Origin of the sequence: Micromonospora sp. NPDC126480 (assembly GCF_040302465.1) — a bacterium.
GTDB lineage: Bacteria > Actinomycetota > Actinomycetes > Mycobacteriales > Micromonosporaceae > Micromonospora.
Window position 1 is genome coordinate 72,384 of sequence record NZ_JBEORU010000016.1, and the last position, 24,336, is coordinate 96,719.

Below are 24,336 nucleotides of genomic sequence, written 5' to 3' on the forward strand. Positions count from 1 at the left end.
CCCCGGACGGCCGGGGCCGTGCGCGCTCCACGGTGCCCGGGCGACTGTCACCTGCCCGTCACGTCCGCAGCCGGGCCGGTGACGCGGCTCAGCGGGCCCGTTGCGCGGCGCGCGGCGCCGCCGGCCGGCGGGTCGTGTTGTCGCGGCTGGCCTGCCGGATCGGGCCGAGCGTGTCGTCCAGCAGGGCGGTCATCGCGGCCGACGGTTCCAGCCGTAGCTCCCGGCGCAGCAGGTCGCGGTAGACGTAGAAGGCGTGGACGGCCTCGAAGGCGTTGCCCTCGGCGAGGTGGATGCGGACCACCAGGCGGTGCGGTGTCTCGCGCAGCGGCTCGGCGGCCATCGCCTCCAGGGCCGCTTCGAGGGCTTCCCCGTGCCGCCCCGCCGCCAGGTAGTGGTCGGCCAGCTCCTCTAGCATGTGCAGCCGTAGCTGACGCAGCCGTTCCCGCTCGGCCAGCACCCAGTCGTCGTACCAGCCGGGAAGCAGGTCGTGGCGGCCGGCGGCGAGCGCCGCGGCGGTGCACGGGTCGTCGCCGTCGCGGACCCGCGCGGCGGTGCCGACCAGGGCGTCGACGTCGACCCGGACCACCGGGCCCAGTCGTACGGTGTCGCCGCTGGTGTGCAGCGGGCAGCACGGGTCCTGTCGCAGCCGCCACAGTGCGGTGCGCAGCGAGGACAGGGCGCGGTCCTCCGGGGCGTCGGGCCACAGCAGGCCGGCGAGGTGGCTGCGGGTGGCTCCGGGACGCAGGGCGACAAGCGCCAGGACGCGTTGCAGCCCACGGGGTACGACCACCGGGACGCCGCCGTGCACGAGCCGGAACCCGCCCAGCAGGTGCAGCCGGATCGGGACGTCCGGACGGTCGCCGGTGGTCGGCACGGGTGGATCAGCGGCCACGGCGGCACCCCCTGCGGAAACGCTCGTCGGGAAGTCCTCGGCTGTGTCCCCGGCGCGGCTGCCCTGGACCCCGATGTCGGGGCGCTGTGCCGCGGCACGGCATCGCGCGTCACGGCCGCCGGGCTGACCGTGACGAAGATTATCAATCGTAGTCACTCAGGGTCAACGCTCTGGTCGGCATGTCGACGGCCGCGAAACGGCTTCTGAACTGGGGATAGTCCTCTTGGAGTCGGACTGCTCCACAGCAGATACACAGACAGCGTCAACGCACCGTCACCAAATCGCCGGGTCCGGGGCCGTCCGGTGACGCGGCGGTGACGGCCTCGTCGCCATCGTGTCGGGAGTCGTCCGGCTCGGCCGGCGTGCGGCGCCACCGGCGCCCGGCGCCGTGGGGGGAGGCCCATCCATGGACCGTTCGTTGATCGTCGCGAAGGTCGACCCGACCGCGGAGGCCCGGGTCGCGGAGATCTTCGCCGAGTCCGATGCGACCGAGCTGCCGCACCTCGCCGGGGTCCGGCACCGGTCGCTGTACCGGCTGCACGACCTGTACGTGCACCTGCTGGAGACGGACCTGCCCGGGGAGGGGGCGGTCGCGGAGGCCCGGCGTCATCCCGAGTTCGCCCGGGTGAGCGCCCGGCTGCGCCCGTACGTCTCGCCGTACCTGCCGACCTGGCGGGAGCCACGCGACGCGATGGCCCGCTGCTTCTACCGGTTCGACGCACCGGGAGCCCGGCCGTGACCGCGACGGCGCCCCGCGACGAGCAGCTCTGGTCGCGCTGCGGCGGCTGCGCCAGCCTGCTGTACCGCAAGCGGCTGCGGCGAAACCTGGACGTCTGCCCGGAGTGCGGCGCCCACGCCCGGCTCGACGCGCCGGCGCGGTTGGCCCAGCTGGTCGACCCCGGATCGTTCACCGCCCTGCCGGACGGCGCCCCCGAGGTGGACCCGATCGGGTTCGTCGACGTGCTGCCGTACCCGCACCGGCTCACCGCGGCGCGGACCGGCACCGGGCTGGCCGAGGCCGTCGTCTGCGGCACCGCCGCCGTCGGCAACCGGCCCTGCGTGCTCGCGGTGATGGACTTCCGGTTCCTCGGCGGGAGCCTGGGCTGCGCCGTCGGCGAGCTGATCACCCGGGCCGCCGAACGCGCACTCGCCGACCGGGTGCCGCTGGTGGTGGTGACCGCCTCCGGCGGGGCGCGGATGCAGGAGGGTGTCCTGTCGTTGATGCAGATGGCGACGGTCAGCCAGGCCGTCGCCGCGCTGCGCGAGGCCGGCGTGCCGAGCGTCAGCGTCCTCACCGACCCCACCTACGGCGGGGTCGCCGCGTCCTTCGCGACGAACACCGACGTGGTGCTCGCCGAGAGCGGCGCCCGGATGGGCTTCGCCGGCCCCCGGGTGATCCGCCAGGTCACCGGCCGGGACCTGCCGGACGGGTTCCAGACCGCCGAGTTCCTGCTGCGGCACGGCCAGGTCGACATGGTGGTGCCGCGGCACGCCCTGCGCGGCCGCCTCGCGGCGCTGCTGGCGGCCGCGGCGGGCGGGCGGCGTCCGGCGCCCGGCGTACCCCGTCCGGTCCGCCCGCCGGCCGGCGCGCCACCCACGCCCACCGGTGGCGAGCGGGACGCCTGGGAGACGGTACGGCTGGCGCGGCACCCGGGTCGGCCGACCACCCTGGACTACCTGGAGTCGGCGTTCGACGGCTTCGTCGAGTTGCACGGCGACCGGCTCGGCGCCGACTGCCCGGCGGTCGTCGGCGGACTGGCCGAGCTGGCCGGCCGACCGGTGATGGTGATCGGCCACCAGAAGGGGCACACCACCGCCGAACTGATGGCCCGCAACTTCGGCATGGCCAGTCCGGCCGGGCACCGCAAGGCGCTGCGGCTGATGCGGTTGGCGGCCCGGTGGGGCCTGCCGGTGGTCACGCTCGTCGACACCCCCGGCGCGGACCCGGGGGTGGGTGCCGAGCAGCAGGGCCAGGCGGCGGCGATCGCGGAGAACATCCTCACCCTGACGACGCTGCCCACCCCGGTCGTGGCGGTCGTCACCGGTGAGGGCGGCAGCGGCGGCGCCCTGGCCCTCGCGGTGGCCGACCGGGTGCTGATGCTGGAGCACGCGGTCTACTCGGTGATCAGCCCCGAGGGGTGCGCCGCGATCCTCTGGCCGGACCGGTCGGCGGCGCCGCAGGCGGCCCGCGCGCTGCGGCTGACAAGCGCGGACCTGTGCCGCTTCGGCGTCGTGGACGCCGTGGTGCCCGAGCCGGTGCCGGCCGCCCACCACGATCCGGCGGCGACCGTGCGGGCGGTGCGCGAGGCGGTGCTGGCGCACCTGCTGCCGCTGCTCGACGTGCCCACGGCGGCGCTGGTGCGGAGCCGTCGGCACCGCTTCCGCCGCTTCGGCGCGGCCCGGCTCGGCGTACGGGCGGGTGCCCGGTGAGCGCCGGGCCGGCTCCCGCCGGTGTGCCGCAGGTGAACCCGGCGGCGGTGCCGGCGGTGCACCCGGCGGCGGTGCCGGCAATGAACTCGACGGCGGTGCCGGCGGTGAGCCCGGCCGGGGTGCCGGCGGTGAACGGCGGCCCGGGCGGTGGACCCGCCGGTGCCGGCCGGCCCGCGGGCACCGGGGTCGAGGCCGGCGGCACCGCGGCGCTCGCCGAGCTGCGCCGGCAGGCGCGTGAACTCCTCGCCGAGATCGACGGCCCCGTGCGGCGGGTCCGGCTCAGCAGCGGCGAGGCGGTGCTGGAGCTGGAGTGGCACCCGACGGCCGCCCGGCCGGCGCCGGCCGGCCCGCCGGACCCGCCGTCGCCGGCGCAGCCGCCGCCGCAGGGCGCGGCGCGTGCCGCCGCCGCGCCGGAGCGGCACGCGGTGCGCTCACCGATCGTCGGCACCTTCTACCGGGCGCCGGAGCCCGGCGCGGCGCCGTTCGTCGCCGTCGGCGACCGGGTCCATCCCGGCCAGGTCGTCGGGATCGTCGAGGCGATGAAGCTGATGAACGAGGTGACCACGGATCGGGCCGGACGGGTGGCCGAGATCCACGTCGACGACGGGCAGCCGGTCGAGTACGACCAGACGTTGCTCGCCCTGGATCCGGCCTGAGGAGGCGGGCGATGTTCGGCACCGTGCTCATCGCCAACCGCGGCGAGATCGCCCTGCGGGTCCTGCGGGCGTGCCGCGAGCTGGGCATCCGCACCGCCGTCGTCTACTCCACCGCGGACCTCGACTCGACCGCCGTGCGCCTCGCCGACCAAGCCGTGCTGATCGGACCGGCGGCCAGCCGCCGCAGCTATCTCAACGCCGCCGCCATCGTCGAGGCCGCCCGCCTGGTCGGCGCGCAGGCCGTGCACCCCGGCTACGGGTTCCTCTCCGAGGACGCCGACTTCGCCGAGATCTGCGCCGACAACGGCCTGACCTTCATCGGCCCGCCGCCGCGGGTGATGTCCGCGCTGGCCGACAAGTCGTCGGCACGGGCGCTGATGAGCCGTGCCGGGCTGCCGCTGCCGCCGGGCAGCGTCGCGCCGGTGCCGACCGCCGCCGACGCGGCCCGGGTCGCGGCCGAGGTCGGCTACCCGGTCATCGTCAAGGCGGCCGCCGGCGGGGGCGGCCGGGGGATGACCGTCGTGCACACACCGGCGGAACTGCCCCGGGCGTACGCGCGGACGCGCGCCGCCGCGCAGGTCGCCTTCGGCGACGACCGGGTGTACGTCGAGCGGTACCTCACCGGCGCCCGGCATGTGGAGGTGCAGGTGCTCTGCGACGCCCACGGCAACGGCGTGCACCTGGGCACCCGGGACTGCTCGGTGCAGCGCCGGCACCAGAAGCTCGTCGAGGAGGCGCCGGCCCCGGCGCTGTCGGCGGGCACGCTGGAGGCGATCGCCGACTGCGCCCTGCGCGGCGCGCTCGACGTCGGGTTCACCGGCGCCGGGACCGTGGAGTTCCTCGTCGACGCCGAGGAGCGGTTCCACTTCCTGGAGATCAACTGCCGGATCCAGGTCGAGCATCCGGTCACCGAGATGATCACCGGTGTCGACCTCGTCCACGAACAGCTGCACGTGGCCGCGGGTGTGCCGCTGCGCTGGCGGCAGGACGACATCCGCCCGCACGGCGTGGCCATCGAGTGCCGGGTCAACGTCGAGGACCCGGACCGCGGCTTCGCGCCGACCCCCGGCCGGCTGGAGCGGTTCGTGCCGCCGGGCGGGCCGTTCACGCGGGTCGACACCCACGGTCACCCCGGCTACGTCGTGAGCTCCCACTACGACTCGTTGCTGGCCAAGGTGGCCGTCTGGGCGCCGGAGCGGGAGCTGGCCCTCAACCGGCTGGAGCGCGCCCTCGGCGAGTTCGACATCGCCGGACCCGGCGTGCGTACCACCATCCCGTTCATCCGCCGGGTGCTCGACGACCCCGGCTTCCGCAAGGGCCGCTACTGCACCGGTCTGGTCGACCAGCTGCTCGCCGTTTCGTCCCCGGAGTTGAGGAGGAATCCATGACCGTCACCCACGGCCGCCCGCTGGCCGCCGAGATCACCGACATCCTGGTGGCGCACTGCGGGCTCGACGCCGAGGCCGCGGCCCGGGCGCCGGCCGCCTCGCTGGAGGAGCTGGGGATGGACTCCCTGGCCCTGCTGGAGCTGTCCGCGGTCGTCTCCGACCGCTGGCAGGTGCGCATCCCCGAGCAGGCCGGCCAGCTCAGCATCGCCGCCGTGGCCGACCTGGTCGGCCGGCGGGCCGACCAGCCCGGGCACACCGAGAACAGCGTCCTCATCGCCGCGCCGCTGCAGCTGGTCTGGGACGTCACAAACGACGTCGCCGGCTGGCCGCGACTGTTCACCGAGTACGCGGTGGCGGAGATCCTGCACCGCGAGGGCGACACGGTGCGGTTCCGGCTGACCATGCACCCGGACGAGAACGGCATCGCCTGGAGCTGGGTCAGCGAACGCACCGCCGACCCGGTCACCCGCGAGGTGCGGGCGCACCGGGTCGAGCCCGGCCCGTTCGAGTACATGCGCATCCACTGGCGCTACGCCGAGGAGACCGGCGGCACCCGGATGACCTGGGTGCAGGACTTCGCCATGAAGCCCACCGCGCCGGTGGACGACGCGCAGATGACCGAACGGATCAACGCCAACAGCGCCGTGCAGCTCGCGGTCATCAAGGAGAAGATCGAGCGGCTGGCGGAGGGGCGCGATGAGTGAGCGGATCCAGGGGCTGGTCGCCGCCGCCGACGTGGCCGCCGACACCCGCCGCGGCGGCGAGCTGCGGGTGCTGCTCGGTCCCCGCACCGTCGGCAGCACCTCCGGGTTCATGGGCGTGGCCCGGCTGCGGCCGGGGGAGCGCATCGCCGAGCACTACCACCCGTACAGCGAGGAGTTCCTGTACGTCGCGTGCGGCGCGATCACCGTCGACCTGGACGACGAGCCGGTCCCGCTGGCGGCCGGCGAGGCGCTGTTCGTCCCGGTCAACGTGCGGCACCGGCTGCGCAACACCGGCGACGGCGACGCCGAGGTGGTGTTCCACCTGGGTCCCCTCGCCCCCCGCCCCGAACTCGGCCACGTCGACACCGAGCTGGTCGCCCAGCGGGGCGGGTCGTGAACGGGCGCCGCTCGGTGGTGACCGGCGTCGGGGTGGTCGCCCCCGGCGGCGCCAGCCGGGACCGGTTCTGGAAGGCGATCACCGAGGGGCGCACCGCGACCCGGCGGATCACGTTCTTCGACCCGTCGCCGTTCCGCTCGCAGATCGCCGCCGAGTGCGACTTCGACCCGGTCGCGGCCGGCCTCACCGCCGCGGAGCGCCGCCGCGCCGACCGGTACGTGCAGTTCGCGCTCGCCTGCGCCGCCGAGGCCGTCGCCGATGCCGGGCTCGACCTCACCGACGCGCAGCGCGACCGCGCCGGCGTCGTGCTCGGCACGGCGGTCGGCGGCACGATGGCCCTGGAACAGGAGTACGTGACCGTCAGCGACGGTGGCCGGCGCTGGCTGGTCGACGCCACCCGGGGCGGACCGTACCTGTACCAGGCGCTGGTGCCCAGCAGCCTCGCCGCCGACGTGGCCTGCCGGTACGGGCTGCACGGTCCGGCCCAGGTGGTCTCCACCGGCTGCACGTCCGGCATCGACGCCATCGGGTACGCCCACCAGCTCATCGCCGACGGCGAGGCCGACGTGGTGCTCGCCGGCGCCGCCGACTCGCCGATCTCCCCGGTCACCGTGGCCTCGTTCGACGCCATCCAGGCGACCAGCCCGGACAACGACGACCCGGCGCACGCCTCCCGCCCGTTCGACGCCGACCGGCACGGCTTCGTCCTCGCCGAGGGGGCCGCCGTGCTGGTGCTGGAGGAGGCTGAGCACGCCCGGCGGCGTGGCGCGCACGTCTACTGCGAGGTCGCCGGGTACGCCAGCCGCAGCAACGGCTACCACATGACCGGCCTGCGCCCCGACGGACTGGAGATGGGCCTCGCCATCACCGCCGCCCTGAACCAGGGTGCGATCCGCGCCGACCAGGTCTCCTACATCAGCGCCCACGGGTCGGGCACCCGGCAGAACGACCGGCACGAGACCGCGGCGTTCAAGCGGGCGCTCGGTGCGGCCGCGTACCGGGTGCCGATCAGCTCGATCAAGTCGATGGTCGGGCACTCCCTCGGCGCGATCGGTTCGATCGAGATGGCCGCCTGTGCCCTCGCGATCGAGTTCGGCGTGGTGCCGCCGACCGCGAACTGGGCCACCCGGGACCCGGAGTGCGACCTGGACTACGTGCCGAACGAGGCGCGGGAGCTACCGGTGGACGTGGCCCTGTCGGTGGGCAGCGGCTTCGGCGGTTTCCAGTCCGCCATGGTGTTCCGCCGGCTGCCGGCGGTGACACCGTGACCGGGCGGGCGGTGGTGACCGGCATCGGGGTAATCGCGCCGAGCGGCGTAGGCGTGGACGCGCACTGGCGCACCGTGCTCGCCGGCACCCGCCGGACCGGGCCGATCACCCTGTTCGACCCGGCCGGCTACCCGACCCGGTACGGGGGCGAGGTGCCCGGGTTCGACGCCGCCGCGTACGCCGACAACCGGCGGCTCGTGCAGACCGACCGGTGGACCCATCTCGGGTTCGCCGCCACCCGGCTCGCGCTGGCCGACGCCGGACTGCCCGAGCGGGCCCCGGACCCGTACGGCTACGCGGTCACCCTGGCCAGTTCGTCCGGCGGGAACCTGTTCGGGCAGCGCGAACTGCAGCGGCTGTGGGGCGGGCCGACCCGCACCGTGGGGGCGTACCAGTCGATCGCCTGGTTCTACGCCGCCAGCGTCGGCCAGCTCTCCATCCAGCACCAGTTCAAGGGGCCGTGCGGGGTGCTGGCCGCCGAGACCGCGGGCGGGCTGGACAGCCTGGCGCACGCCGCCCGGGCGGTCCGCCGGGGCACCCCGGTGGTGATCGCCGGGGCGACCGAGTGCCCGCTGAGCCCGTACGCTCTCGCCTGCCAGCTGGCCTCCGGGCTGCTCAGCGACGTGGCCGACCCGGAGCGGGCGTACCGGCCGTTCGACGCCGCCGCCGGCGGGTACCTGCCGGCCGAGGGCGGCGCGGTGTTCGTGGTGGAGGAGCTGGGGCACGCCCTGTCGCGGGGTGCCCGCGTCTACGGCGAGGTCGCCGGCTGGGGTGCCACCCATGACGCGGTCCACACCGGACCGGACGGTGCCGGCGACCCGGCGCAGTACGCCCGCGCGATGCGGCTGGCCCTGGACCGGGCCGGCGTCGGCGCCGACGCGGTCGACGTGGTACTGCCCGACGCGCTCGGCGTCCTCCGCTACGACCGCAGCGAGGCGGCCGCCCTGCGCGCCGTCTTCGGCGACCGGCCGCCCCCGGTGACCACGCACAAGTCGCTGACCGGGCGGGCCCACCAGGGCGGATCGGCGCTGGACGTGGCGACCGCGCTGCTCGCGTTCGCGCACGACACGTTGCCCGCGTCCGCCGGACCGGACGACGTGGCGCCCGGGTGCGAGCTGGACTTCCTGCGGGAGCACCGGCGGCCGGTCAACGGGCTGGCGCTGGTCTGCGCCCGCGGCTTCGACGGTTTCAACAGCGCGCTGGTCCTGCGTGGCGCCGCGCCGGCGGTGGGGGGTGTGCGGTGACGCGGCAGCGGGCACGGGTGGTGTTCCTGGTCCGGGTTCCGCGGGAGCGGACCTCGGCCTTCCTGGCCGCGTACGAGGCGGTGCGGCACCTCGTCGCCGGTGGCGTGCCGGGGCACCTGGTCGACCAGGTGTGCCGCTCGGCGGCCGACCCGGAGCAGTGGCTGATCACCAGCGAGTGGGCGAGCCTGGCCGACTTCGAGGCGTGGGAGCGCAGCCCGGAGCACCGCGACCTGGTCCGGCCGATGCGCGAGTGCTTCACCGAGGCCCGCTCGCTGCGGTTCCACATCCACGCGCAGACCCCGGTGCCGCCGCCGTCCCGGCCGGCGTAGCTGGACGGCGCCGCATCCGGTCACCCGCCCGAGGACCGATCGGCCCCGCCGCCCGCCGGCCGATGTCTCCCCGACGAGCGATATGACTGAGCGGCATATTCATGCCTGACAGGAATACCGCTCGACCGGGACCTACCCTCCGTTGTGCGACACGCCGGGGCGCGAGAAGCCCATCGGGCAACACCATCGGCCGTTCAGACGGCAGGGGTCGCCGGTACGTACGAGGCGTCATCCGTTGGTTACGCTTCGCGGACGTACGCGCCCGATCCTGCCCCGCGAAGCGGCTGTCGGCAATCCGGCCGGCCGCCTTTTCTGATCTAGCCATTTGCATCTAGCAATGGATCTGAGGGCTGTCGTAGGGTCGGCCGCAGCACCCCGACGATCGCTTCTTATGGGCTGAGATGCCCAATTTTGTGCTGGGCGGTGAACGGCATTGAGCGCGAACCCCTCGACCAACGATCCTAAGGCGACAGACCCCGACTGGGTCGACGATGTTCTGTTCGCCGGCCGGCCGACCGATGTTTGTCTCCGTCTTCCCGAGCCGGTCGACCGTGGCACGCTGCACCGGCTGGTGGCCGAGGCGCAGACCCGGCTCGCCGCGGCCGGCCTGCGCCCCGGCGGCGCGGCCGCACTGCGCCTGCCGCCCTCGCTGGCGTACGTGGTGAACCTGCTCGCCACCTGGCGCAGCGGTGCCCAGGCGATCCTGCTCGACCATCGCCTCACCGACCACGAGGTCGGCGTCGCCCTGGAGCGGCTCACCCCGCAGGTGGTGGTGGCGCCCGTGCGCGCCGGCGGCGGGGCGCTGCGGATCTTCGTCGACGTCACCGAGGGCGTGACCCCGTACGCCGACCGGCCGGCGGTCAGCAGCCACGCGGTGATCCAGCTCAGCTCCGGCTCCACCGGCCCGTCGAAGGTGATCGGCCGCACGGCCGCCGACCTGGTCGCCGAGGTGCACCGCTACACCCGCATCGACGGCGTGGCGCTGCCCGGCGAGCGGATCGTCCTGCTCCCGTCCATGGTGCACGTGCTCGGACTCGTCGGCGGGCTGCTCTACGGGCTGCACGCCGGCGTCGAGCTGGTCCCACCGGAGCGGCTGAGCGGCGACGCGGTGCTCGCCGCGATCGCCGCCGCCGACACGCCGGCCACGGTGCTGGGCGTGCCGTTCCACATCGGCCTCGTGGCCTCCACCCGCCCGGAGCGCCCGTTGCCCCAGTTCAAGCGGATGACCACCGGCGGGGAGCTGGTGCCGGCGGCCGTCGCCCGCGCCTTCACCGACCGGTTCGGCGTCCCGCTGGGCAACATGTACGGGATGACCGAGGTCGGCGTCATCGGCACCGACCTGTACGGGCGGCACCGGCCGTCGATCGCGCCCGCCCCCGGTATCGAGGTCCGCGAGGTCGCCGGCGAACTGTGGGTGAGCTGCCCCGCCTCCCCGTACGTGGGGCTGAGCGACCCGACCCGCTGGTCCGACGGCTGGCTGCACACCCGCGACGCCGGCACCGTCGACCCGGACACCGGCCTGGTCACCGTGCGCGGCCGGCTCGACTCGCAGGTCTCCGTCGGCGGCATGAAGGTCGACCTGACCGAGGTCGAGAGCGCCGTCGCCGAGCTGCCCGGGGTCGCCGCCGCAGTGGTGGTCTGGGACGACGGCATCACCGCGTACGTGCAGCCGGACGGACCGCTGTCGGAGGAGGTGCTGGACAAGCTGCTCGCCGAGCGGCTGGCCGGCTACAAGCGACCGCGTACCCTGCGCCTGCTGGATCAGCTGCCCCGGACCACCACCGGAAAGCTGGTCCGCTCGGTCGACGCGCTGCGGACGGCGGGAACGCCGTGACCGGCCCGCTGCGCCTCGTCGACCACGACCACCTCGACCTCGCCGCCGACCACCGCCACCGCCAGGACCAGCTCGTCGCCGAGCGCGGGGTGACCGACCCGTACCCCGGCGACGCCGGGCACCCGGCGCAGGAGCTTCCCCGTGCCGTCGGGTGCCGGCATGCGCCGCCGTGGACCGCCCCCGCGCAGGCCGACGCCGAGCGCTTTGCCGACGGCCTCCTTCGCCGTCCACAACCGCAGGAAGTCCCGTGCCAGCCCGGCGCCGGGCCGGCCGGCGAGCCAGGCCACCTCGGCCGGGTCGTACCAGCGGCGGGCCAGGTCCAGCGCCGGCACCGGCCGGAGCCGCTCCACGTCCACGCCGACCGGGCCGCCGGCCCGCACGGCGACCACCACCAACCCGCCGGTACGGCTCACGCTGACCGGCACCTCGACCGGCCCGGCGGACCGGTCCGGGTCGCCCGCCGGGCCGACCCGGGCCAGCGGGACCCCGCCGGGCCGGTGCCCCGGCACGACATCGCCCTCAGGGCGGCGCAGCAGGGCGGCGGCAGCCCGCCGCACCAGCCGCCCGGCCGGAACCGGCCGACCGCCGGCACCCCGGCCGACCCACACGTACACGGTGTCCCGACCGGGCACCGGTGACTTGCTCACGCAGAGAGGTTAACCATGAGAGCCGAGGTCCGCGCCTTCGTCATCGAGCAGCTCGCCGACATGAACTACGACGTGGAGGAGATCGACGACGACACCACCCTCGGCCCCTCCGGGGTCGACCTGGAATCCCTCGCCCTCGCCGACCTGGCGGTGCGGGTGGAGGACCGGTACGGGCTCAAGTTCGCCGACGACGAGTCGGAGAAGCTGGCCCTGATGACCGTGGGCGAGTTCACCACGATGGTCGCCGACCGGGTCGCCGGGGCGACGAGCGACCACTCCTGATGGCCGGCCAGCCCGACCTGGAGCGCGCCGACCTGATGACGATGCTCGCCGAACTGAGTGGCCGGCCGGCCGGCGAGGTGCCCGAGCGGATCGGCTCGATGGAACTGGCCTGGCTCGTGCACCTGGTCGAGCAGCGCTACGACCGGCGGCTCGACCTCACCGACGACCAGCTCGCCGGAATCCGTACCGTCGACGACGCCCTGGCGGTCTTCCGGACCTCCCTGACCGTCGCCGCCGATGGTTGAGCGGCCCGGCGTCCAACTCACCGGTGTCCACGCGACGAGTGCCCTCGGCCGGGGCGCCGAGGCACAGCTGGCCGGGGTCCTCGCGGGCGTACCCGCGTTCGGTCCGGTCCGCCGGTTCGACACCGGCACCCGCCGGGTCGACGCCGCGGCCACCCTGCCGCAGGTCGGCGGCCTCGCCGACGAGCTGGCCGAGGCGGTGGAGGCGGCCTGCCGTGCGGCCGGGCTCGACGCGGCCCGGCGGGCCCGGTCGGCCCTGCTGCTCGCGGTGCACGGCGGCAGCCACGTCCCGCGGCTGGCGGGCGACCTGGCCGCCGGCGCCGGGTTCCCGGACGTCCGCACGTACACCACCGCCTGTGTCTCGGCGACCAGCGCGGTCGCCGACGCGGCGGCGCTGATCCGGCGGGGCGACGTCGAGCGGGCCGTGGTCGCCGCGGGCTACCTGGTCGAGCCGGACCAGTACGCCCTCTTCGACGCGGGCCGGGCCCTCGCCACCGACGCGGCGGTACGCCCGTTCAGCGCCGGCCGCACCGGCCTGCTGCTCGGCGACGGGATCGCGGCGGTGGTGCTGGAGCGGGCCGACGTGGCCCGGCGCCCGGTGGCGGACCTGCTCGGCTGGGGCCGCGCCGGCGACGCCTTCCACCCGTGCCAGCCGGATCCGGCCGGGCGCGGGCTGTCCCGCGCGGTCACCGCCGCGCTGCGCCGGGCCGGGCTGGCGCCGGAGGCGGTGGGGTACGTCAACGCCAACGCCACCGGCACCAGCCACAGTGACGCCGCGGAGGCGGCGGCGCTGCGGACGGCGCTCGGTCCGGCGGCGGCGCGCGTCCCGGTCAGCTCCACCAAGGCCCTGCACGGGCACGCGCTGGAGGCGTCCGGCCTGCTGGAACTGGTGGTGACGGTGCTGGCGCTGCGGCACGGCAAGCTGCCGGTCAACGCCGGCTGGCTCGGCCCGGACCCGGACTGCCCGCTGGACGTGATCCGGGACGCGCCGCGCCCGGCCGCCACCGGGCACGCGCTCAGCCTCAACGCCGCGTTCGGCGGCGCCAACACGGCCCTGCTGGTGGGTGCCCCGTGAGCGCCGGCACGCCACGGCCCACCCCGGTGGTGCGCGCCGAGGCCGCCTGGCCGGAGCCGGGCGACGGCCCGCCGACGCCGCTGCCCGGGTTCGTCCACTCGGCGTTCAACCCGCTGGTCGCGGCCGTCGCGGACCGCTGCCTGACCCGGGCGTACGGGCGGGCGCCGGCACCGGACGGGGAGCGCGTCGCGGTCGTGCTGGTCAGCCCGACCGGCGACGAGGCGAGCGCGGCGCGGGTGCGTGCCACGGTCGCCGAGGGCGGCCGACCCGGCCCGCTGTTCTTCTTCCAGTCGGTGCCGAACAGCGTGGCCGGGCACGTCGCCGCCCGCTGGGGGCTGGGCGGGCCGGTGGTCTGCCTCGCGCCGGCCGGCGACCCGCGCGCCGCCGGGCTCGCCGAGGCCGACCTGCTGCTGCACGACGGTGACGCCGACGCGGCGTTGCTGGTCCTGATCGAGAGAGCACCGGACGACGGCGGTGCGGATTCGGCCGTCGCGGTGCTACTGGGGGGAGGAGACGCGTGAAAGGTAGAGGACTGCGCGGGGTGCTCGCCGCCGACGACCTGATCGGCGCGGGCAACGTGCTGGCCCGGGTGGTGGCGCACGGCGCCGACCCGGACGGACCCGGCCTGACCTTCGACACCGGTGTGGACGGACACCCGGCGGAGACGCCACTGACGCTGGGGCAGCTCGACGAGCGGGTGGCCGCCCGCGCCGCCTGGCTGCACGCACGGGGCATCGGCCCCCGCGACCCGGTGGCGGTCTGGGCCACGGCCGCCGCCGACATGGTGCTGAGCTACCTCGCGCTGACCCGGCTCGGCGCCATCCCGGCCCTGATGAACGGCAAGCTGCGCCCGGAGATCGCCGCCGAGTACATCAGGCGGCTGCGCGGCGTCGGCGTGCTCGCCGACGACGCGCACGTCGCGCTGCTTGCCGAGCACGACCTCGGCGTTCCGGTGCTCGGCACGCCCGCCGAGGCCGGCACGGGTGACCCGGCCGCCGCGCCCGCCCACTACCGGCACCATGCTGATGATCCGGTCGTCATCACCCACACCTCCGGAACCACCGGGGTGCCGAAGGCCGTGCTGCACTCGCACGCCAGCCTCTTCGCCGCGACCCGGCACCTGCTGAGCATGCCGCAGGCGCAGGGCACCACCCGGATCCTCAACGCGCTGCCCGCCCCGCACACCGCCACCGTGCTCATGGTCAACCAGGCCCTCGGCAACCGGGCGGAGATGTTCCTCCTGTCCGACCAGGGCGGGGAGCGGGTGCTCGACGCGATCCAGCGCTGGCGTCCCGACGGTGTCTTCGGCTTCTCCGTCACCTGGGCGGAGCTGGCCCGGTTCGACCTGTCCGGGTACGACCTGGACTCGGTGCGGCTGTGGTTCAACACCGGCGACTCGTCCCACGAGCCGCACATCCGGCGTCTGGTGGCGGTCGGTTCGCGGGACGTGATGACCCGCGACGGCGTCACCCGGGTGCCCGGGTCGGTGTTCATCGACGGGCTCGGCTCCTCCGAGATGGGCCACTCGATGTTCCACATCACCCACACCCGCGACACCGACCGCTACGGCCGGTGCATCGGCCGCCCGTACCGGTTCACCAGGGTCGCGGTGCTCGACGCCGACGGCGACCCGGTGCCCACCGGCGAGGTGGGCTGGCTGGGCATCGACTCGCCCTCGCTGTTCCGCGGCTACTGGAACGACTCGACGACCACGTACCGGTTCCGGCAGCGCGGCTGGTACCTCACCGGCGACCTGGTGTACGCCGACGCCGACGGCCGCTACTACCACCTGGACCGGGCGGTCGACTCGGTCGACGCCGGCGACGGCCGGCGGTTCTACACCGCGCTGTCGGAGGAGCGGATCCTCGCCGCCTGCCCCGACGTCACCGACTGCACGGTGGTCATCGTCAAGGAGGGCGACGCGGTCGTCACCGACGTGCTGCTGGAACTGGCGGCCGGCGCCGACGAGGCCGAGGACCGCACGGAGCGGGTCCGGGCCGCCCTCGGCGCCGACGTCGGCGCGACCCTGCGCCGGGTGGTTCCGGTGCGCGCCGACGACATCCCGGTGACCGTCACCGGCAAGGTCCGCAAGGTCGCGTTGCGGGAGCGCTACCTGAGCGAGGCGGCCCCATGACCGCCGTCATCACCGGGATGGGCCTGTTCACCCCGGCGGGACGCGGCGTCGCGGCGACCTTCGACGCCCTGTGCACCGGCCGGTCGGGCCTGGTGCGCCCGCCCGACGGGCACCCCGCAGCCGGTTGCCTGGAGGTCGCCGGGGTGCTGCCGGAGGTGGACCCGCGCACCGTGTCGTCCGGGCCGGAGACCAAGGTCCTCGACCGGATCGTGGTGCTGGCCCTGCTCACCGCCGCCGACGCGCTCGCCGACGCGGGCATCGAGGTCGGCCGGGACGTGGCACCGGAGCGGACGGCCGTCATCGTCGGCGGGGTCGGCGGGATGGCGACGCTGGAGGCGCAGGTGCTGGCCCGCGCCGAGCGGGGCCGGGCCGCGGTCAACCCGTACCTGCTGACCGGGATCCTGCCGAACATGCCGTCGGCGCGGATCGCCATCCGGTACGGCATCCGCGGCTACAGCTCGTCGGTGGGCACCGCGTGCGCCTCCGGCGCGCAGGCGGTCGCCGACGGGGTGCGGCTGATCCGGGCCGGCGAGGCCGACGTGGTGCTCTGCGGGGCCAGCGAGGCGCCGCTGTTCCCGACCTTCGCCGACACCTTCGGCAACGCCCGGGCGCTGGCCCGGGGCTGGTCCGACCCGGCGGCGGCGAGCCGGCCGTTCGACACCCGCCGCAACGGGTTCGTGCTCGCCGAGGGGGCGGCGCTGCTGGTGCTGGAGAGCGCCGAGCACGCGGCGGCGCGCGGCGTGACCGGGTACGCGGAGGTCGCCGGGTACGGCGTGACCACCGACGCGTACCACCCGACGGCGCCGCGGCCGGACGGCGCCGGCGCGGCCGAGTGCATGCGGCGGGCGCTGGCCGGTGGCGGGGTGCCGGCGGCGCGGATCGGCTACGTCAACGCCCACGGCACCGGCACCAAGCTCGGTGACGTCGCCGAGACCACCGCGCTCACCGAGGTCTTCGGCGAGCACGGGGTGCCGGTCAGCTCCACCAAGGCGCTCACCGGCCACCTGCTCGGCGCGTCCGGCGTCCTGGAGGCGGCGGCCACCGCGCTCGCGCTCGGGCGGGGCCTGCTGCCGCCCACCTGGAACCTCGACGACCCCGACCCGGCCTGCCCGGCCGACCACATCCGCAAGGAGCCCAGGGCGACCGAGGCGGAGTACGCGCTCACCAACTCCTTCGGCTTCGGCGGACAGAACGTGAGCCTGCTGCTCGCGCGCTCCGCCCGGCCGAGGAGCTGACCGAACCCGATCCGCGGGCGCACGCCCGCAGACAGTCACGGGGGGAACTGTGCGGAAGGGCTGGAACATGGACATCCGTGGGATCGACCACATCGAACTCTACGTGGGGGACGCCCGGCAGGCCGCCTTCTACTTCGGCCGGGCGGTGGGCTTCCACCTGTGCGGCCAGGGCGGCCCGGAGACCGGGCTGGACGGGCAGCGGTCGCTGCTGCTGCGGCACGGCGACATCCGGCTGGTGCTCACCTCCGGGCTGACCGCCGAGCACCCGGCGTCCCGCTACGTGCAACGGCACGGCGACGGCATCGCCGTGGTCGCGCTGGAGGTCGGCGACGCCGCCGGGGCGTACGCCGAGCTGGTGGCCCGGGGGGCGACCGGCGTGACGCCGCCGACCACCGTCACCGGCGCGGACGCCGAGGTCGTCGTCGCCGAGGTCGACGGCTTCGCCGACGTGCGGCACCGGCTCGTGCAGCGCCGGGGCGACCGGCAGGAGTTCCTGCCGGGCCGCATCGAGACGCTGCCGCCGGAGGACGACACCGGCGGGAAGCTGCTCGCCGAGATCGACCACCTGGCGGTGTGCGTGCCGGCCGGGCAGCTCGCCGAGACGGTCCGGCAGTACCGGGAGGTGTTCGGCTTCGCCGACATCTTCCACGAGTACGTGGAGGTGGCCGGCCAGGCGATGAACTCCACGGTGGTGCAGAGCCCGTCCGGGCGGGTGACGTTGGTGCTGCTGGAGCCGGACACCAGCCGGCGGGCCGGGCAGATCGACGCGTTCCTCGACCAGCACTCGGGTGGCGGTGTGCAGCACCTCGGGCTGCGCACCGACGACATCGTCGGCGCGGTGGAGGCGCTGCGCCGCCGCGGGGTGCGGTTCGCCGGCACCCCGGCCGCCTACTACGACGCCCTCGAGGCGCGGGTCGGCCCGGTGGACGGCTCGGTGGAGCGGCTTCGCGAACTGGGCGTGCTTGTCGACCGGGACCACGGCGGTCAGCTGCTGCAGATCTTCACCGAGTCCATGCACGTGCGCCGAACGCTCTTCCTCGAGCTGATCGAGCGGCGCGGGGCGCGGACCTTCGGCAGCGGAAACATCAAGGCCCTCTACGAAGCCAAGGAACGGGAACTGGCCGCGGCGGGGGCGACCCCCGCCGTCGCGGCCGCCACAGCCCAGGGAGTGACGGCATGACGACCACCGAGTTCGACCCGACGCTGACCGCCGAGGAGGAGGCCCTGCTCCCGTCCGACGAGGACGTGGCGTTCTACGCCGAGCACGGCTGGTACCTGTCGAAGAAGCTGCTCACCGACGAGGAGGTGGACGCCCTCGATGCGGCCGCCGACCGGTACTACGCCGGTGAGCGGCACCGCCGCCTGCCGGTGCGACCGCCGAAGCTCGCCTACTGGGAGCCGTCGAAGGGGCCGGTGCAGCGGCACAACGACTACGTCCACCACGAGCACGACGGGCTCGGCGCGATCCTGCGCAAGCCGCTGATCGGGGCGGTCGCCGCCCGGCTGGCCCGGGCCGCCGAGATCCGCGTCTTCCAGTCGACGCTGATCTACAAGCCGCCGATCGACGGCGAGCCGTCGAACATCGTGCCCTGGCACTTCGACAAGCACTACTGGGCGTCCTCCTCGTCGGAGAACATGCTCACCGCGTTCATCCCGTTCCACGACTGCGGCGTGGAGATGGGCACCATCACCATGGTCGACGGCTCGCACCGGTGGCGCGAGATCGGCGCCGACGACACGGTGGTGCGGCACTTCGCCGAGCGCGACCGGGACCAGCTGGAGGACATGCTGGCGGAGAACGCGGCACACAACGGCGCCGAGATCCGCAAGATCCCGATGGTGATCCCCAAGGGACACATGAGCTTCCACCACTGCCGCATCTATCACGGCAGCGGCGCGAACGTCAGCGGTCGCCCCCGGCAGGCGATCTCGCTGCACCTGCAGGACGGCGACAACGCCTGGCGGGCGTACCCGCTCTCCGACGGCACCCTCGCCGCGTACAACCACGACGTGCTGGTCCGCCGCACCCACGACGGGCGGCCGGACTACGCGGATCCCGAGTACTGCCCGGTCATCTGGCGCCACCGCGCCCAGCAGGGAGGCTGAGAGAGAATGTCACGGTACGACTGGGGAAAGACGCACCCGGGGATCGAGCGGCTGGAGAAGGCGGTGACCGCCCGCCGGGACGTGGTGGTCCAGCATCCGCTCTACGCCAACCTCGACACCCACGAGGCGCTTGTCACCTTCATGGAGCACCACGTCTTCGCGGTCTGGGACTTCATGTCCCTGCTGAAGTCGCTGCAGCGGCAGCTCACCTGCGTCACCGTGCCGTGGATCCCCACCGGCCCGACCGGCAGCCGCCGGCTCATCAACGACATCGTCATGGTCGAGGAGAGCGACGAGCTGGGTGACGGCTACATCAGCCACTTCGAGCTGTACGTGCAGGGCATGCGGGAGGCCGGCGCGGACACCGCTGCCGTCGACGCGCTGGTCGACCGGCTGCGCGCCGGTCGCCCGGTCGCCGAGGCGCTCGTCGAGGCGGGCGTGCCCGGCCCCTCGGCGGCGTTCGCCGGCACCACCTGGCGGATCATCGAGACCACCCCGGTGCACTGCCAGGCCGCCGCGTTCGCGTTCGGCCGGGAGGACCTGATCCCGGAGATGTTCACCCAGGTCGTCGCCGTCAACGAGCGCAGCCAGCGGCTGAACAAGTTCGTCGACTACCTGGAGCGGCACATCGAGGTCGACGGCGAGCAGCACACCCCGATGGCGATGCAGATGCTCGCCGACCTGTGCGGCGACGACGACACCAGGTGGCAGGAGTGCGCCGACACCGTCAACACCGCCCTGGCCGCCCGGGCGAAGCTGTGGGACGACATTCTCGCCGCCATCAAGGGGCGCGGGTGACCGACGCCGACCCGGTCCGGCTCTACCGGACCGTACGGCTGATCCGCCGGTTCGAGGAGCGGGCGATCGAGCTCGTCCGCTCCGGCCACGTCGTCGGGGGCATCCACCCCTACCTGGGCCAGGAGGGCATAGCCGCCGGGGTGTGCGCGGCGCTGCGCCCCGGCGACGTGGTTGCCGGTACCCACCGCGGGCACGGGCACGTGCTCGCCAAGGGCGCCGACCCGGCCCGGATGATGGCCGAGCTGTGCGGCCGGGTCACCGGACTCAACCGGGGGCGGGGCGGCTCGATGCACGCCGCCGACTTCTCCGTCGGCGTGCTCGGCGCCAACGCCATCGTCGGTGCCGGCGGGGCGATCGTGACCGGCGCCGTGTGGGCCCGCCGTCGCCGCGGTGCGGACCTGGTCGGGGTCAGCTTCCTCGGCGACGGCGCGGTGAACGAGGGGATGCTGCTGGAGGCGTTCAACCTGGCCGCGCTGTGGCGCGTACCGGTGCTGTTCGTCTGCGAGAACAACGGCTACGCCACCACCATGCCGGTGGCCGGCGCGGTCGCCGGCAGCATCCCCGGCCGGGCCGAGGCGTTCGGCATCCGGGCGTCCGAGGTGGACGGCCAGGACCCGGCGGCGGTCCGGGCCGCCACCGCCGCCGCCGTGGACCGCATGCGTGCCGGCGGCGGACCCGAGTTCCTCGAGGCCCGGACCTACCGCTTCGACGCCCACCACACCTTCGAGCACGCGGTACGCCTCGACTACCGCCCGCCGGAGGAGGTCGCCGAGGGCCGGTCCCGGGACCCGGTGGAGATCGCCGGGGCCCGGCTGCCGGCCGCCGTGCGGGCCGAGGTGGACGCCGACGTGGAGGCCGTGCTCGACGCCGCGGTGGCCTTCGCGCTGGCCGCCCCGGAGCCGGACCCGGCCGGCGCGCTGGAGCACCTGTACGCCAGCGGGCTCACCGCCCGCGCCGGAGGTGGGTAGATGCCGAGGCTGTCGTACCGCAAGGCGCTCAACCGGGCGCTCGCCGACGAGTTGGCCCGCGACGAGGAGGTGTTCCTGCTCGGCGAGGACATCCGGGTCGCCGCGTCGGCCGTCACCGCCGGCCTGCTCAAGCGCTTCGGTCCGGAGCGGGTCCGCGACACCCCGCTGTCGGAGCAGGCGTTCACCAGCTTCGCCACCGGCGCCGCGCTCGCCGGGGCGCGCCCGGTGGTCGAGTTCCAGATCCCGTCGCTGCTGTTCCTGGTCTTCGAGCAGATCGTCAACCACGCGCACAAGTTCCCGTTGATGACCGGCGGGCAGTGCGCCGTGCCGGTCACCTACCTGGTGCCCGGCTCCGGCTCCCGTACCGGGTGGGCGGGGCAGCACTCCGACCACCCGTACAGCCTCTTCGCGCACGTCGGCGTGACCACTGTGGTGCCGGCCACCCCGGCCGACGCGTACGGGCTGCTGGTGTCGGCGATCCGCTGCGACGACCCGGTGGTGGTGTTCGCCCCGGCCGGGGCGATGGAGGTGCGCGCCGACGTGGACGACCTGGCGCCGGTGCCGCTCGGCCGTGGCCGGGTGCAGCGGGCCGGCGACGACGTGACGGTCGTGGCCGTCGGGCACCTGGTGCACGACGCGCTCGCCGTCGCCGACGAACTCGCCGACCAGGTGTCGGTGGAGGTGTTCGACCCGCGCACCCTGTACCCGTTCGACTGGGACGGGCTGCTCGCGTCGGTGTCCCGCACCGGCCGGCTCGTGGTCGTCGACGACTCCAACCGCTCCTGCGGCATCGGCGGGGAGGTCGTCGCCAGCGTGGTGGAGCGGGTGCGGCTGCACGCGCCGCCGCGCCGGGTCACCCGCCCGGACGGCGCGGTGCTGCCGTTCGCGCCGGCCCTCGACCGGGCCGTGCAGCCGGGCCGCGAGCAGCTGCGGTCCGCGATCCAACACGTCATGAAGGACGGGTGAGCAGACATGACCGACGTCGACCACCGCTGGCCGTCCGCCGCGCAGGCGTGGCTGGACCTGCCCGCCGACCTGCGCGCGGACCTGGTCGCCGCCGGCGCGGAGAGCTGGCGGGAGATCTTCGACGGCCGGGCCACGTACAACAAGCAGTGGCGGCTGGCCCGGCCGCCGGTGATGGACGAGACCAGTCTCGGCGTGCTCAACGCCGTCTGCGACCGGCTCGCCCAGCTCGTCTTCGAGGCGTGCCGGCGGCGGGCCGGAACCGCGGGGGAGTTGCGCCGGCTGCTCGGTGTGCCCGAGGGGGAGACCCGGCTGCTCGACGAGGACGAGCCGTTGACCGACGCGCTGCTCGCCGCGTTCCGCCCGGACGTCCTGCTCAGCGACGGTGTGCCGTACGTGGTGGAGTACAACATCGACAGCAGCCTCGGCGGGGCGTTCGACGCGGACACCACCGTCCGGCGGTTCGTCGACGTCTACCGGCGGCGCGGCCTCACCGGGCGGGCCCGGCTGGAGGCGGCCCCGTCCGCCGTGGACCTGCGCTTCGCGGCGATCCGCTCCGGTCTGGGCCTGCCGGACGGGGCGCGGGTGGCGATGCTCATCGACTTCGACGCCGAGTACCCCGGTCTGGACGACCCGGAGCGCTTCTTCCGGCTGCTGCAGCCGGTGGTCGACCGGGCCGCCGCGTTCGGACTGGACCTGGTCATCGCGCCGGTGTCGCAGCTGACCCGGGACGCCGCCGGCCGGCTGGTCGCCCGCGGAGCGCCGGTCGACGGCGTGTTCCGGCTGTTCGTGCCCAACCGGGTGACGCCGAGCGCCGGGGTCGACGAGCTGGAGGCGGCGGTGCGGGCCGGGGCGGTGCCGATTTGGGTGTCGGCGGCCGCCTGGCTGATCGCCAACAAGCAGGCGTTCGCCTGGCTCTGGGCGGATGCCGACGCGCTGCCGCCGGCCGACCGGGACCTCGTCCACCGGTACGTGCCGCGTACCTGGCTGCTCAGTCCGGACCTGGTCGACCGGGCGGTGGCCGAGCGGGAGGACCTGGTGGTCAAGCCCGCCGACGGGTCGGCCGGGGTGGACGTGCTGATCGGCCGGGAGACGGATCCGGAGACCTGGCGCGACGGGGTGGGCCGGTTCGCGGCGCGGGGCGGCTTCATCCTCCAGCGGTACGTCCGGGCCGACGACGTCCCGCTGGACTTCGTGCACATCGAGACCGGCGAGACGGTGTCGGCGGAGGTGCCGTACAGCATCGCCCCGTACCTGTTCGGCCGCCGGCCGGCGGGTGCCTGCATCCGTACCGGCTTCCCGGGCTGCGACGGGGTCCTCAACCTGGCCCGCGGCGTCCTGCTCTCCGGCCTCCTGGTGGTCGACTGACCGGAGCCGCCCGCGCCCCGGCGCCCGTTGATCATGAAGTTGTCGCGTTCCGCACCGGCGTGTCGCCGCTACAACTTCATGATCAACCCAGGCGGGCGTCGTTGCGGGTGCGGAGGTGGGTGGCCAGGCGGCGGACCGTCTCCGCCGCGGCGATCGCGTCGCTGCGGGCGCTGCCGTGGCGGCCGTCGCTGCTGTAGATCGACGGGTCGGCGGTCAGCGGATGGTCGGTCAGGTGCACGTGGATCGTGCCGAGACGGCCGGCCAGGGCGCGGGTGTGTGCGGCCAGGCGGCGCATCCGCGCACCGAGGTTCGCGCGGTGCTGCTCGGGCACGGCCGGGCTGTGCGAGACGTCGAACATGCCCACGGTGATGACGTCCGCCCCGGCCCCCTGCAACGCCTCGATCATCGCGGTCAGCTCGGCGTCCACCGCGTCAGGGTCGTACGCGGGCCGGAACGCGTCGTTGCCCCCGCACACCACAAGCGCCAGATCCGGCCGGAACTCCAGCGCCGGCCCGAGCTGGGCGGCGCGTACCTCGTGCGCGCGCAGCCCCCGCAGGCCCAGGTTGAGGTACGCGAGATCCGGCGCGGCGGCCCGCAGCTCCGCGGTGATCCGGTCGGCCCACTGCACGTCGGGGTAGCCGTCGACCGGCTCGCACAACCCCTCGGCGACGCTGTCGCCGAGCACCGCGAACCGCCGCCACGGGTGCCCGCGCAGCAGCGCCGCACTCTCCCCGGCACGCAGGCAGTACGGATCCGTCGCCTCGGTGATCGTCGATCCCATGCCGGGACGCTAGCTCAAGGAAGGGCCCCTTGTTAACGCCTGCGGTAGAGGAAGGGTCCCTTCTTAACACCGGCCGCCCGGCATGATGGTGCGCGTGGTGCAGGTGGCGGTGTGCGGGCCGGCGGCGGCGAGCGACGTGCAGGTGGCGTACGCCCGTCGGGTGGGCGAGCTGCTCGCCGGGCGCGGCGCCACGGTCCTCTGCGGAGGTGGCGGCGGGGTGATGTCCGCGGTCGCCGCCGGCGCCCGTTCCCGCGGCGGCCTGGTGATCGGCGTACGCCCCGACGACGGCTCCGTCGACGGGCCCGCCGCCGACGTGACCGCCACCGTGGTCACCAACATGGGCCAGGCGCGCAACGCGATCCTGGTGTGGAGCGCCGACGCCGTCATCGCCATCGGCGGCTCGTGGGGGACCCTCAGCGAGGTGGCGCTGGCGATGCGCCGTGGGGGCGTACCGGTGGTCGTGCTCGGCGGCTGGCGGGTCCTCGACGACGCCGGCGCCCCGGTCGCCGGCCTACGCCACGTGTCCACACCGGAGGAGGCGGTCGACGCGATCGGGGGATGGGCCGGGGCGCCTGCGCGCGGATAGTCTGCGGCG

The 24,336-nt window shown here is 74.9% G+C and carries 26 protein-coding genes; 23 read left to right on the forward strand and 3 right to left on the reverse strand.

Going from position 1 to position 24,336, the window contains the following annotated elements; all coding sequences use genetic code 11:
* Positions 1-88 precede the first annotated feature (88 nt).
* Positions 89-892 (reverse strand): AfsR/SARP family transcriptional regulator, encoded by an 804-nt coding sequence (locus tag ABTW87_RS16905; protein WP_350651743.1) that lies wholly within the window; start codon positions 890-892, stop codon positions 89-91.
* A gap of 406 nt (positions 893-1,298) precedes the next feature.
* On the opposite strand from ABTW87_RS16905, the gene ABTW87_RS16910 reads away from it, so the two are divergent.
* The 10 genes from ABTW87_RS16910 to ABTW87_RS16955 all read left to right on the forward strand — a co-directional run bounded on the left by ABTW87_RS16910 (position 1,299) and on the right by ABTW87_RS16955 (position 11,142).
* Positions 1,299-1,631 carry a TcmI family type II polyketide cyclase gene (locus ABTW87_RS16910; RefSeq protein WP_350651744.1) on the forward strand — a complete coding sequence of 111 codons (333 nt, stop codon included), beginning with the start codon at positions 1,299-1,301 and terminating at the stop codon, positions 1,629-1,631.
* Positions 1,628-3,322, forward strand: coding sequence for an acetyl-CoA carboxylase carboxyltransferase subunit alpha (locus tag ABTW87_RS16915; protein ID WP_350651745.1), 1,695 nt, complete (start codon positions 1,628-1,630; stop codon positions 3,320-3,322). The genes ABTW87_RS16910 and ABTW87_RS16915 overlap by 4 nt, the downstream gene beginning before the upstream one ends.
* An 80-nt stretch (positions 3,323-3,402) precedes the next feature.
* Complete coding sequence (gene accB, locus ABTW87_RS16920; protein ID WP_350651797.1) at positions 3,403-3,978, forward strand: acetyl-CoA carboxylase biotin carboxyl carrier protein; 576 nt, start codon at positions 3,403-3,405, stop codon at positions 3,976-3,978.
* A gap of 11 nt (positions 3,979-3,989) precedes the next feature.
* Positions 3,990-5,366 carry an acetyl-CoA carboxylase biotin carboxylase subunit gene (locus ABTW87_RS16925; protein WP_350651746.1) on the forward strand — a complete coding sequence of 459 codons (1,377 nt, stop codon included), beginning with the start codon at positions 3,990-3,992 and terminating at the stop codon, positions 5,364-5,366.
* The gene (locus ABTW87_RS16930) at positions 5,363-6,070 is read left to right on the forward strand and encodes an SRPBCC family protein (RefSeq protein WP_350651747.1); all 708 of its coding nucleotides are present in this window, start codon (positions 5,363-5,365) and stop codon (positions 6,068-6,070) included. The genes ABTW87_RS16925 and ABTW87_RS16930 overlap by 4 nt, the downstream gene beginning before the upstream one ends.
* Complete coding sequence (locus ABTW87_RS16935) at positions 6,063-6,467, forward strand: cupin domain-containing protein (RefSeq protein ID WP_350651748.1); 405 nt, start codon at positions 6,063-6,065, stop codon at positions 6,465-6,467. The genes ABTW87_RS16930 and ABTW87_RS16935 overlap by 8 nt, the downstream gene beginning before the upstream one ends.
* Positions 6,464-7,735: a beta-ketoacyl-[acyl-carrier-protein] synthase family protein gene (locus ABTW87_RS16940; RefSeq protein WP_350651749.1), complete on the forward strand. Its 1,272-nt coding sequence runs from the start codon at positions 6,464-6,466 to the stop codon at positions 7,733-7,735. Before ABTW87_RS16935 ends, ABTW87_RS16940 begins: the two co-directional genes overlap by 4 nt.
* Complete coding sequence (locus tag ABTW87_RS16945) at positions 7,732-8,979, forward strand: beta-ketoacyl synthase N-terminal-like domain-containing protein (protein WP_350651750.1); 1,248 nt, start codon at positions 7,732-7,734, stop codon at positions 8,977-8,979. The genes ABTW87_RS16940 and ABTW87_RS16945 overlap by 4 nt, the downstream gene beginning before the upstream one ends.
* On the forward strand, positions 8,976-9,308 hold the full coding sequence (locus ABTW87_RS16950) for an antibiotic biosynthesis monooxygenase family protein (protein WP_350651751.1): 333 nt from the start codon (positions 8,976-8,978) through the stop codon (positions 9,306-9,308). The genes ABTW87_RS16945 and ABTW87_RS16950 overlap by 4 nt, the downstream gene beginning before the upstream one ends.
* A 433-nt stretch (positions 9,309-9,741) precedes the next feature.
* The gene (locus tag ABTW87_RS16955) at positions 9,742-11,142 is read left to right on the forward strand and encodes a class I adenylate-forming enzyme family protein (protein WP_350651752.1); all 1,401 of its coding nucleotides are present in this window, start codon (positions 9,742-9,744) and stop codon (positions 11,140-11,142) included.
* Here ABTW87_RS16955 and ABTW87_RS16960 read toward each other — a convergent pair.
* Positions 11,070-11,789 (reverse strand): 4'-phosphopantetheinyl transferase family protein, encoded by a 720-nt coding sequence (locus ABTW87_RS16960; RefSeq protein ID WP_350651753.1) that lies wholly within the window; start codon positions 11,787-11,789, stop codon positions 11,070-11,072. The genes ABTW87_RS16955 and ABTW87_RS16960 overlap by 73 nt on opposite strands.
* Positions 11,790-11,804: 15 nt before the next feature.
* Between ABTW87_RS16960 and ABTW87_RS16965 the strand changes: the two genes are divergently transcribed.
* From ABTW87_RS16965 to ABTW87_RS17020, 12 genes are all read left to right on the forward strand, one after another.
* Positions 11,805-12,071 (forward strand): acyl carrier protein, encoded by a 267-nt coding sequence (locus ABTW87_RS16965; RefSeq protein ID WP_350651754.1) that lies wholly within the window; start codon positions 11,805-11,807, stop codon positions 12,069-12,071.
* Positions 12,071-12,316, forward strand: a complete 246-nt coding sequence (locus ABTW87_RS16970; protein ID WP_350651755.1) for an acyl carrier protein — start codon at positions 12,071-12,073, stop codon at positions 12,314-12,316. The genes ABTW87_RS16965 and ABTW87_RS16970 overlap by 1 nt, the downstream gene beginning before the upstream one ends.
* On the forward strand, positions 12,309-13,388 hold the full coding sequence (locus ABTW87_RS16975; protein ID WP_350651756.1) for a beta-ketoacyl-[acyl-carrier-protein] synthase family protein: 1,080 nt from the start codon (positions 12,309-12,311) through the stop codon (positions 13,386-13,388). Before ABTW87_RS16970 ends, ABTW87_RS16975 begins: the two co-directional genes overlap by 8 nt.
* A complete protein-coding gene (locus tag ABTW87_RS16980; protein ID WP_350651757.1) occupies positions 13,385-13,909 on the forward strand; it encodes a beta-ketoacyl synthase chain length factor in 525 nt (174 codons plus the stop codon). Before ABTW87_RS16975 ends, ABTW87_RS16980 begins: the two co-directional genes overlap by 4 nt.
* The gene (locus ABTW87_RS16985) at positions 13,906-15,522 is read left to right on the forward strand and encodes a class I adenylate-forming enzyme family protein (RefSeq protein ID WP_350651758.1); all 1,617 of its coding nucleotides are present in this window, start codon (positions 13,906-13,908) and stop codon (positions 15,520-15,522) included. Before ABTW87_RS16980 ends, ABTW87_RS16985 begins: the two co-directional genes overlap by 4 nt.
* The gene (locus ABTW87_RS16990) at positions 15,519-16,757 is read left to right on the forward strand and encodes a beta-ketoacyl-[acyl-carrier-protein] synthase family protein (RefSeq protein ID WP_350651759.1); all 1,239 of its coding nucleotides are present in this window, start codon (positions 15,519-15,521) and stop codon (positions 16,755-16,757) included. The genes ABTW87_RS16985 and ABTW87_RS16990 overlap by 4 nt, the downstream gene beginning before the upstream one ends.
* 67 nt (positions 16,758-16,824) lie before the next feature.
* Complete coding sequence (hppD, locus tag ABTW87_RS16995) at positions 16,825-17,937, forward strand: 4-hydroxyphenylpyruvate dioxygenase (RefSeq protein ID WP_350651760.1); 1,113 nt, start codon at positions 16,825-16,827, stop codon at positions 17,935-17,937.
* Complete coding sequence (locus tag ABTW87_RS17000) at positions 17,934-18,863, forward strand: phytanoyl-CoA dioxygenase family protein (protein WP_350651761.1); 930 nt, start codon at positions 17,934-17,936, stop codon at positions 18,861-18,863. Before hppD ends, ABTW87_RS17000 begins: the two co-directional genes overlap by 4 nt.
* Before the next feature lie 6 nt (positions 18,864-18,869).
* Entirely contained in the window at positions 18,870-19,661 is a 792-nt protein-coding gene (locus ABTW87_RS17005) for a DUF3050 domain-containing protein (protein WP_350651762.1), read from the forward strand.
* Positions 19,658-20,629 (forward strand): thiamine pyrophosphate-dependent dehydrogenase E1 component subunit alpha, encoded by a 972-nt coding sequence (locus ABTW87_RS17010; protein WP_350651763.1) that lies wholly within the window; start codon positions 19,658-19,660, stop codon positions 20,627-20,629. The genes ABTW87_RS17005 and ABTW87_RS17010 overlap by 4 nt, the downstream gene beginning before the upstream one ends.
* Entirely contained in the window at positions 20,630-21,595 is a 966-nt protein-coding gene (locus ABTW87_RS17015; protein WP_350651764.1) for an alpha-ketoacid dehydrogenase subunit beta, read from the forward strand. It begins immediately after the preceding gene.
* A 6-nt stretch (positions 21,596-21,601) separates the two neighbouring features.
* Complete coding sequence (locus ABTW87_RS17020) at positions 21,602-22,960, forward strand: ATP-grasp domain-containing protein (protein WP_350651765.1); 1,359 nt, start codon at positions 21,602-21,604, stop codon at positions 22,958-22,960.
* Positions 22,961-23,042: 82 nt separating this feature from the next.
* Here the strand turns inward: ABTW87_RS17020 and ABTW87_RS17025 are convergent, their stop codons facing one another.
* Positions 23,043-23,741: an SGNH/GDSL hydrolase family protein gene (locus ABTW87_RS17025; protein WP_350651766.1), complete on the reverse strand. Its 699-nt coding sequence runs from the start codon at positions 23,739-23,741 to the stop codon at positions 23,043-23,045.
* A 94-nt stretch (positions 23,742-23,835) separates the two neighbouring features.
* Here ABTW87_RS17025 and ABTW87_RS17030 point away from each other — a divergent pair, with 94 nt between their 5' ends.
* Positions 23,836-24,327, forward strand: coding sequence for an SLOG cluster 4 domain-containing protein (locus tag ABTW87_RS17030; protein WP_350651767.1), 492 nt, complete (start codon positions 23,836-23,838; stop codon positions 24,325-24,327).
* Positions 24,328-24,336: the final 9 nt, after the last annotated feature.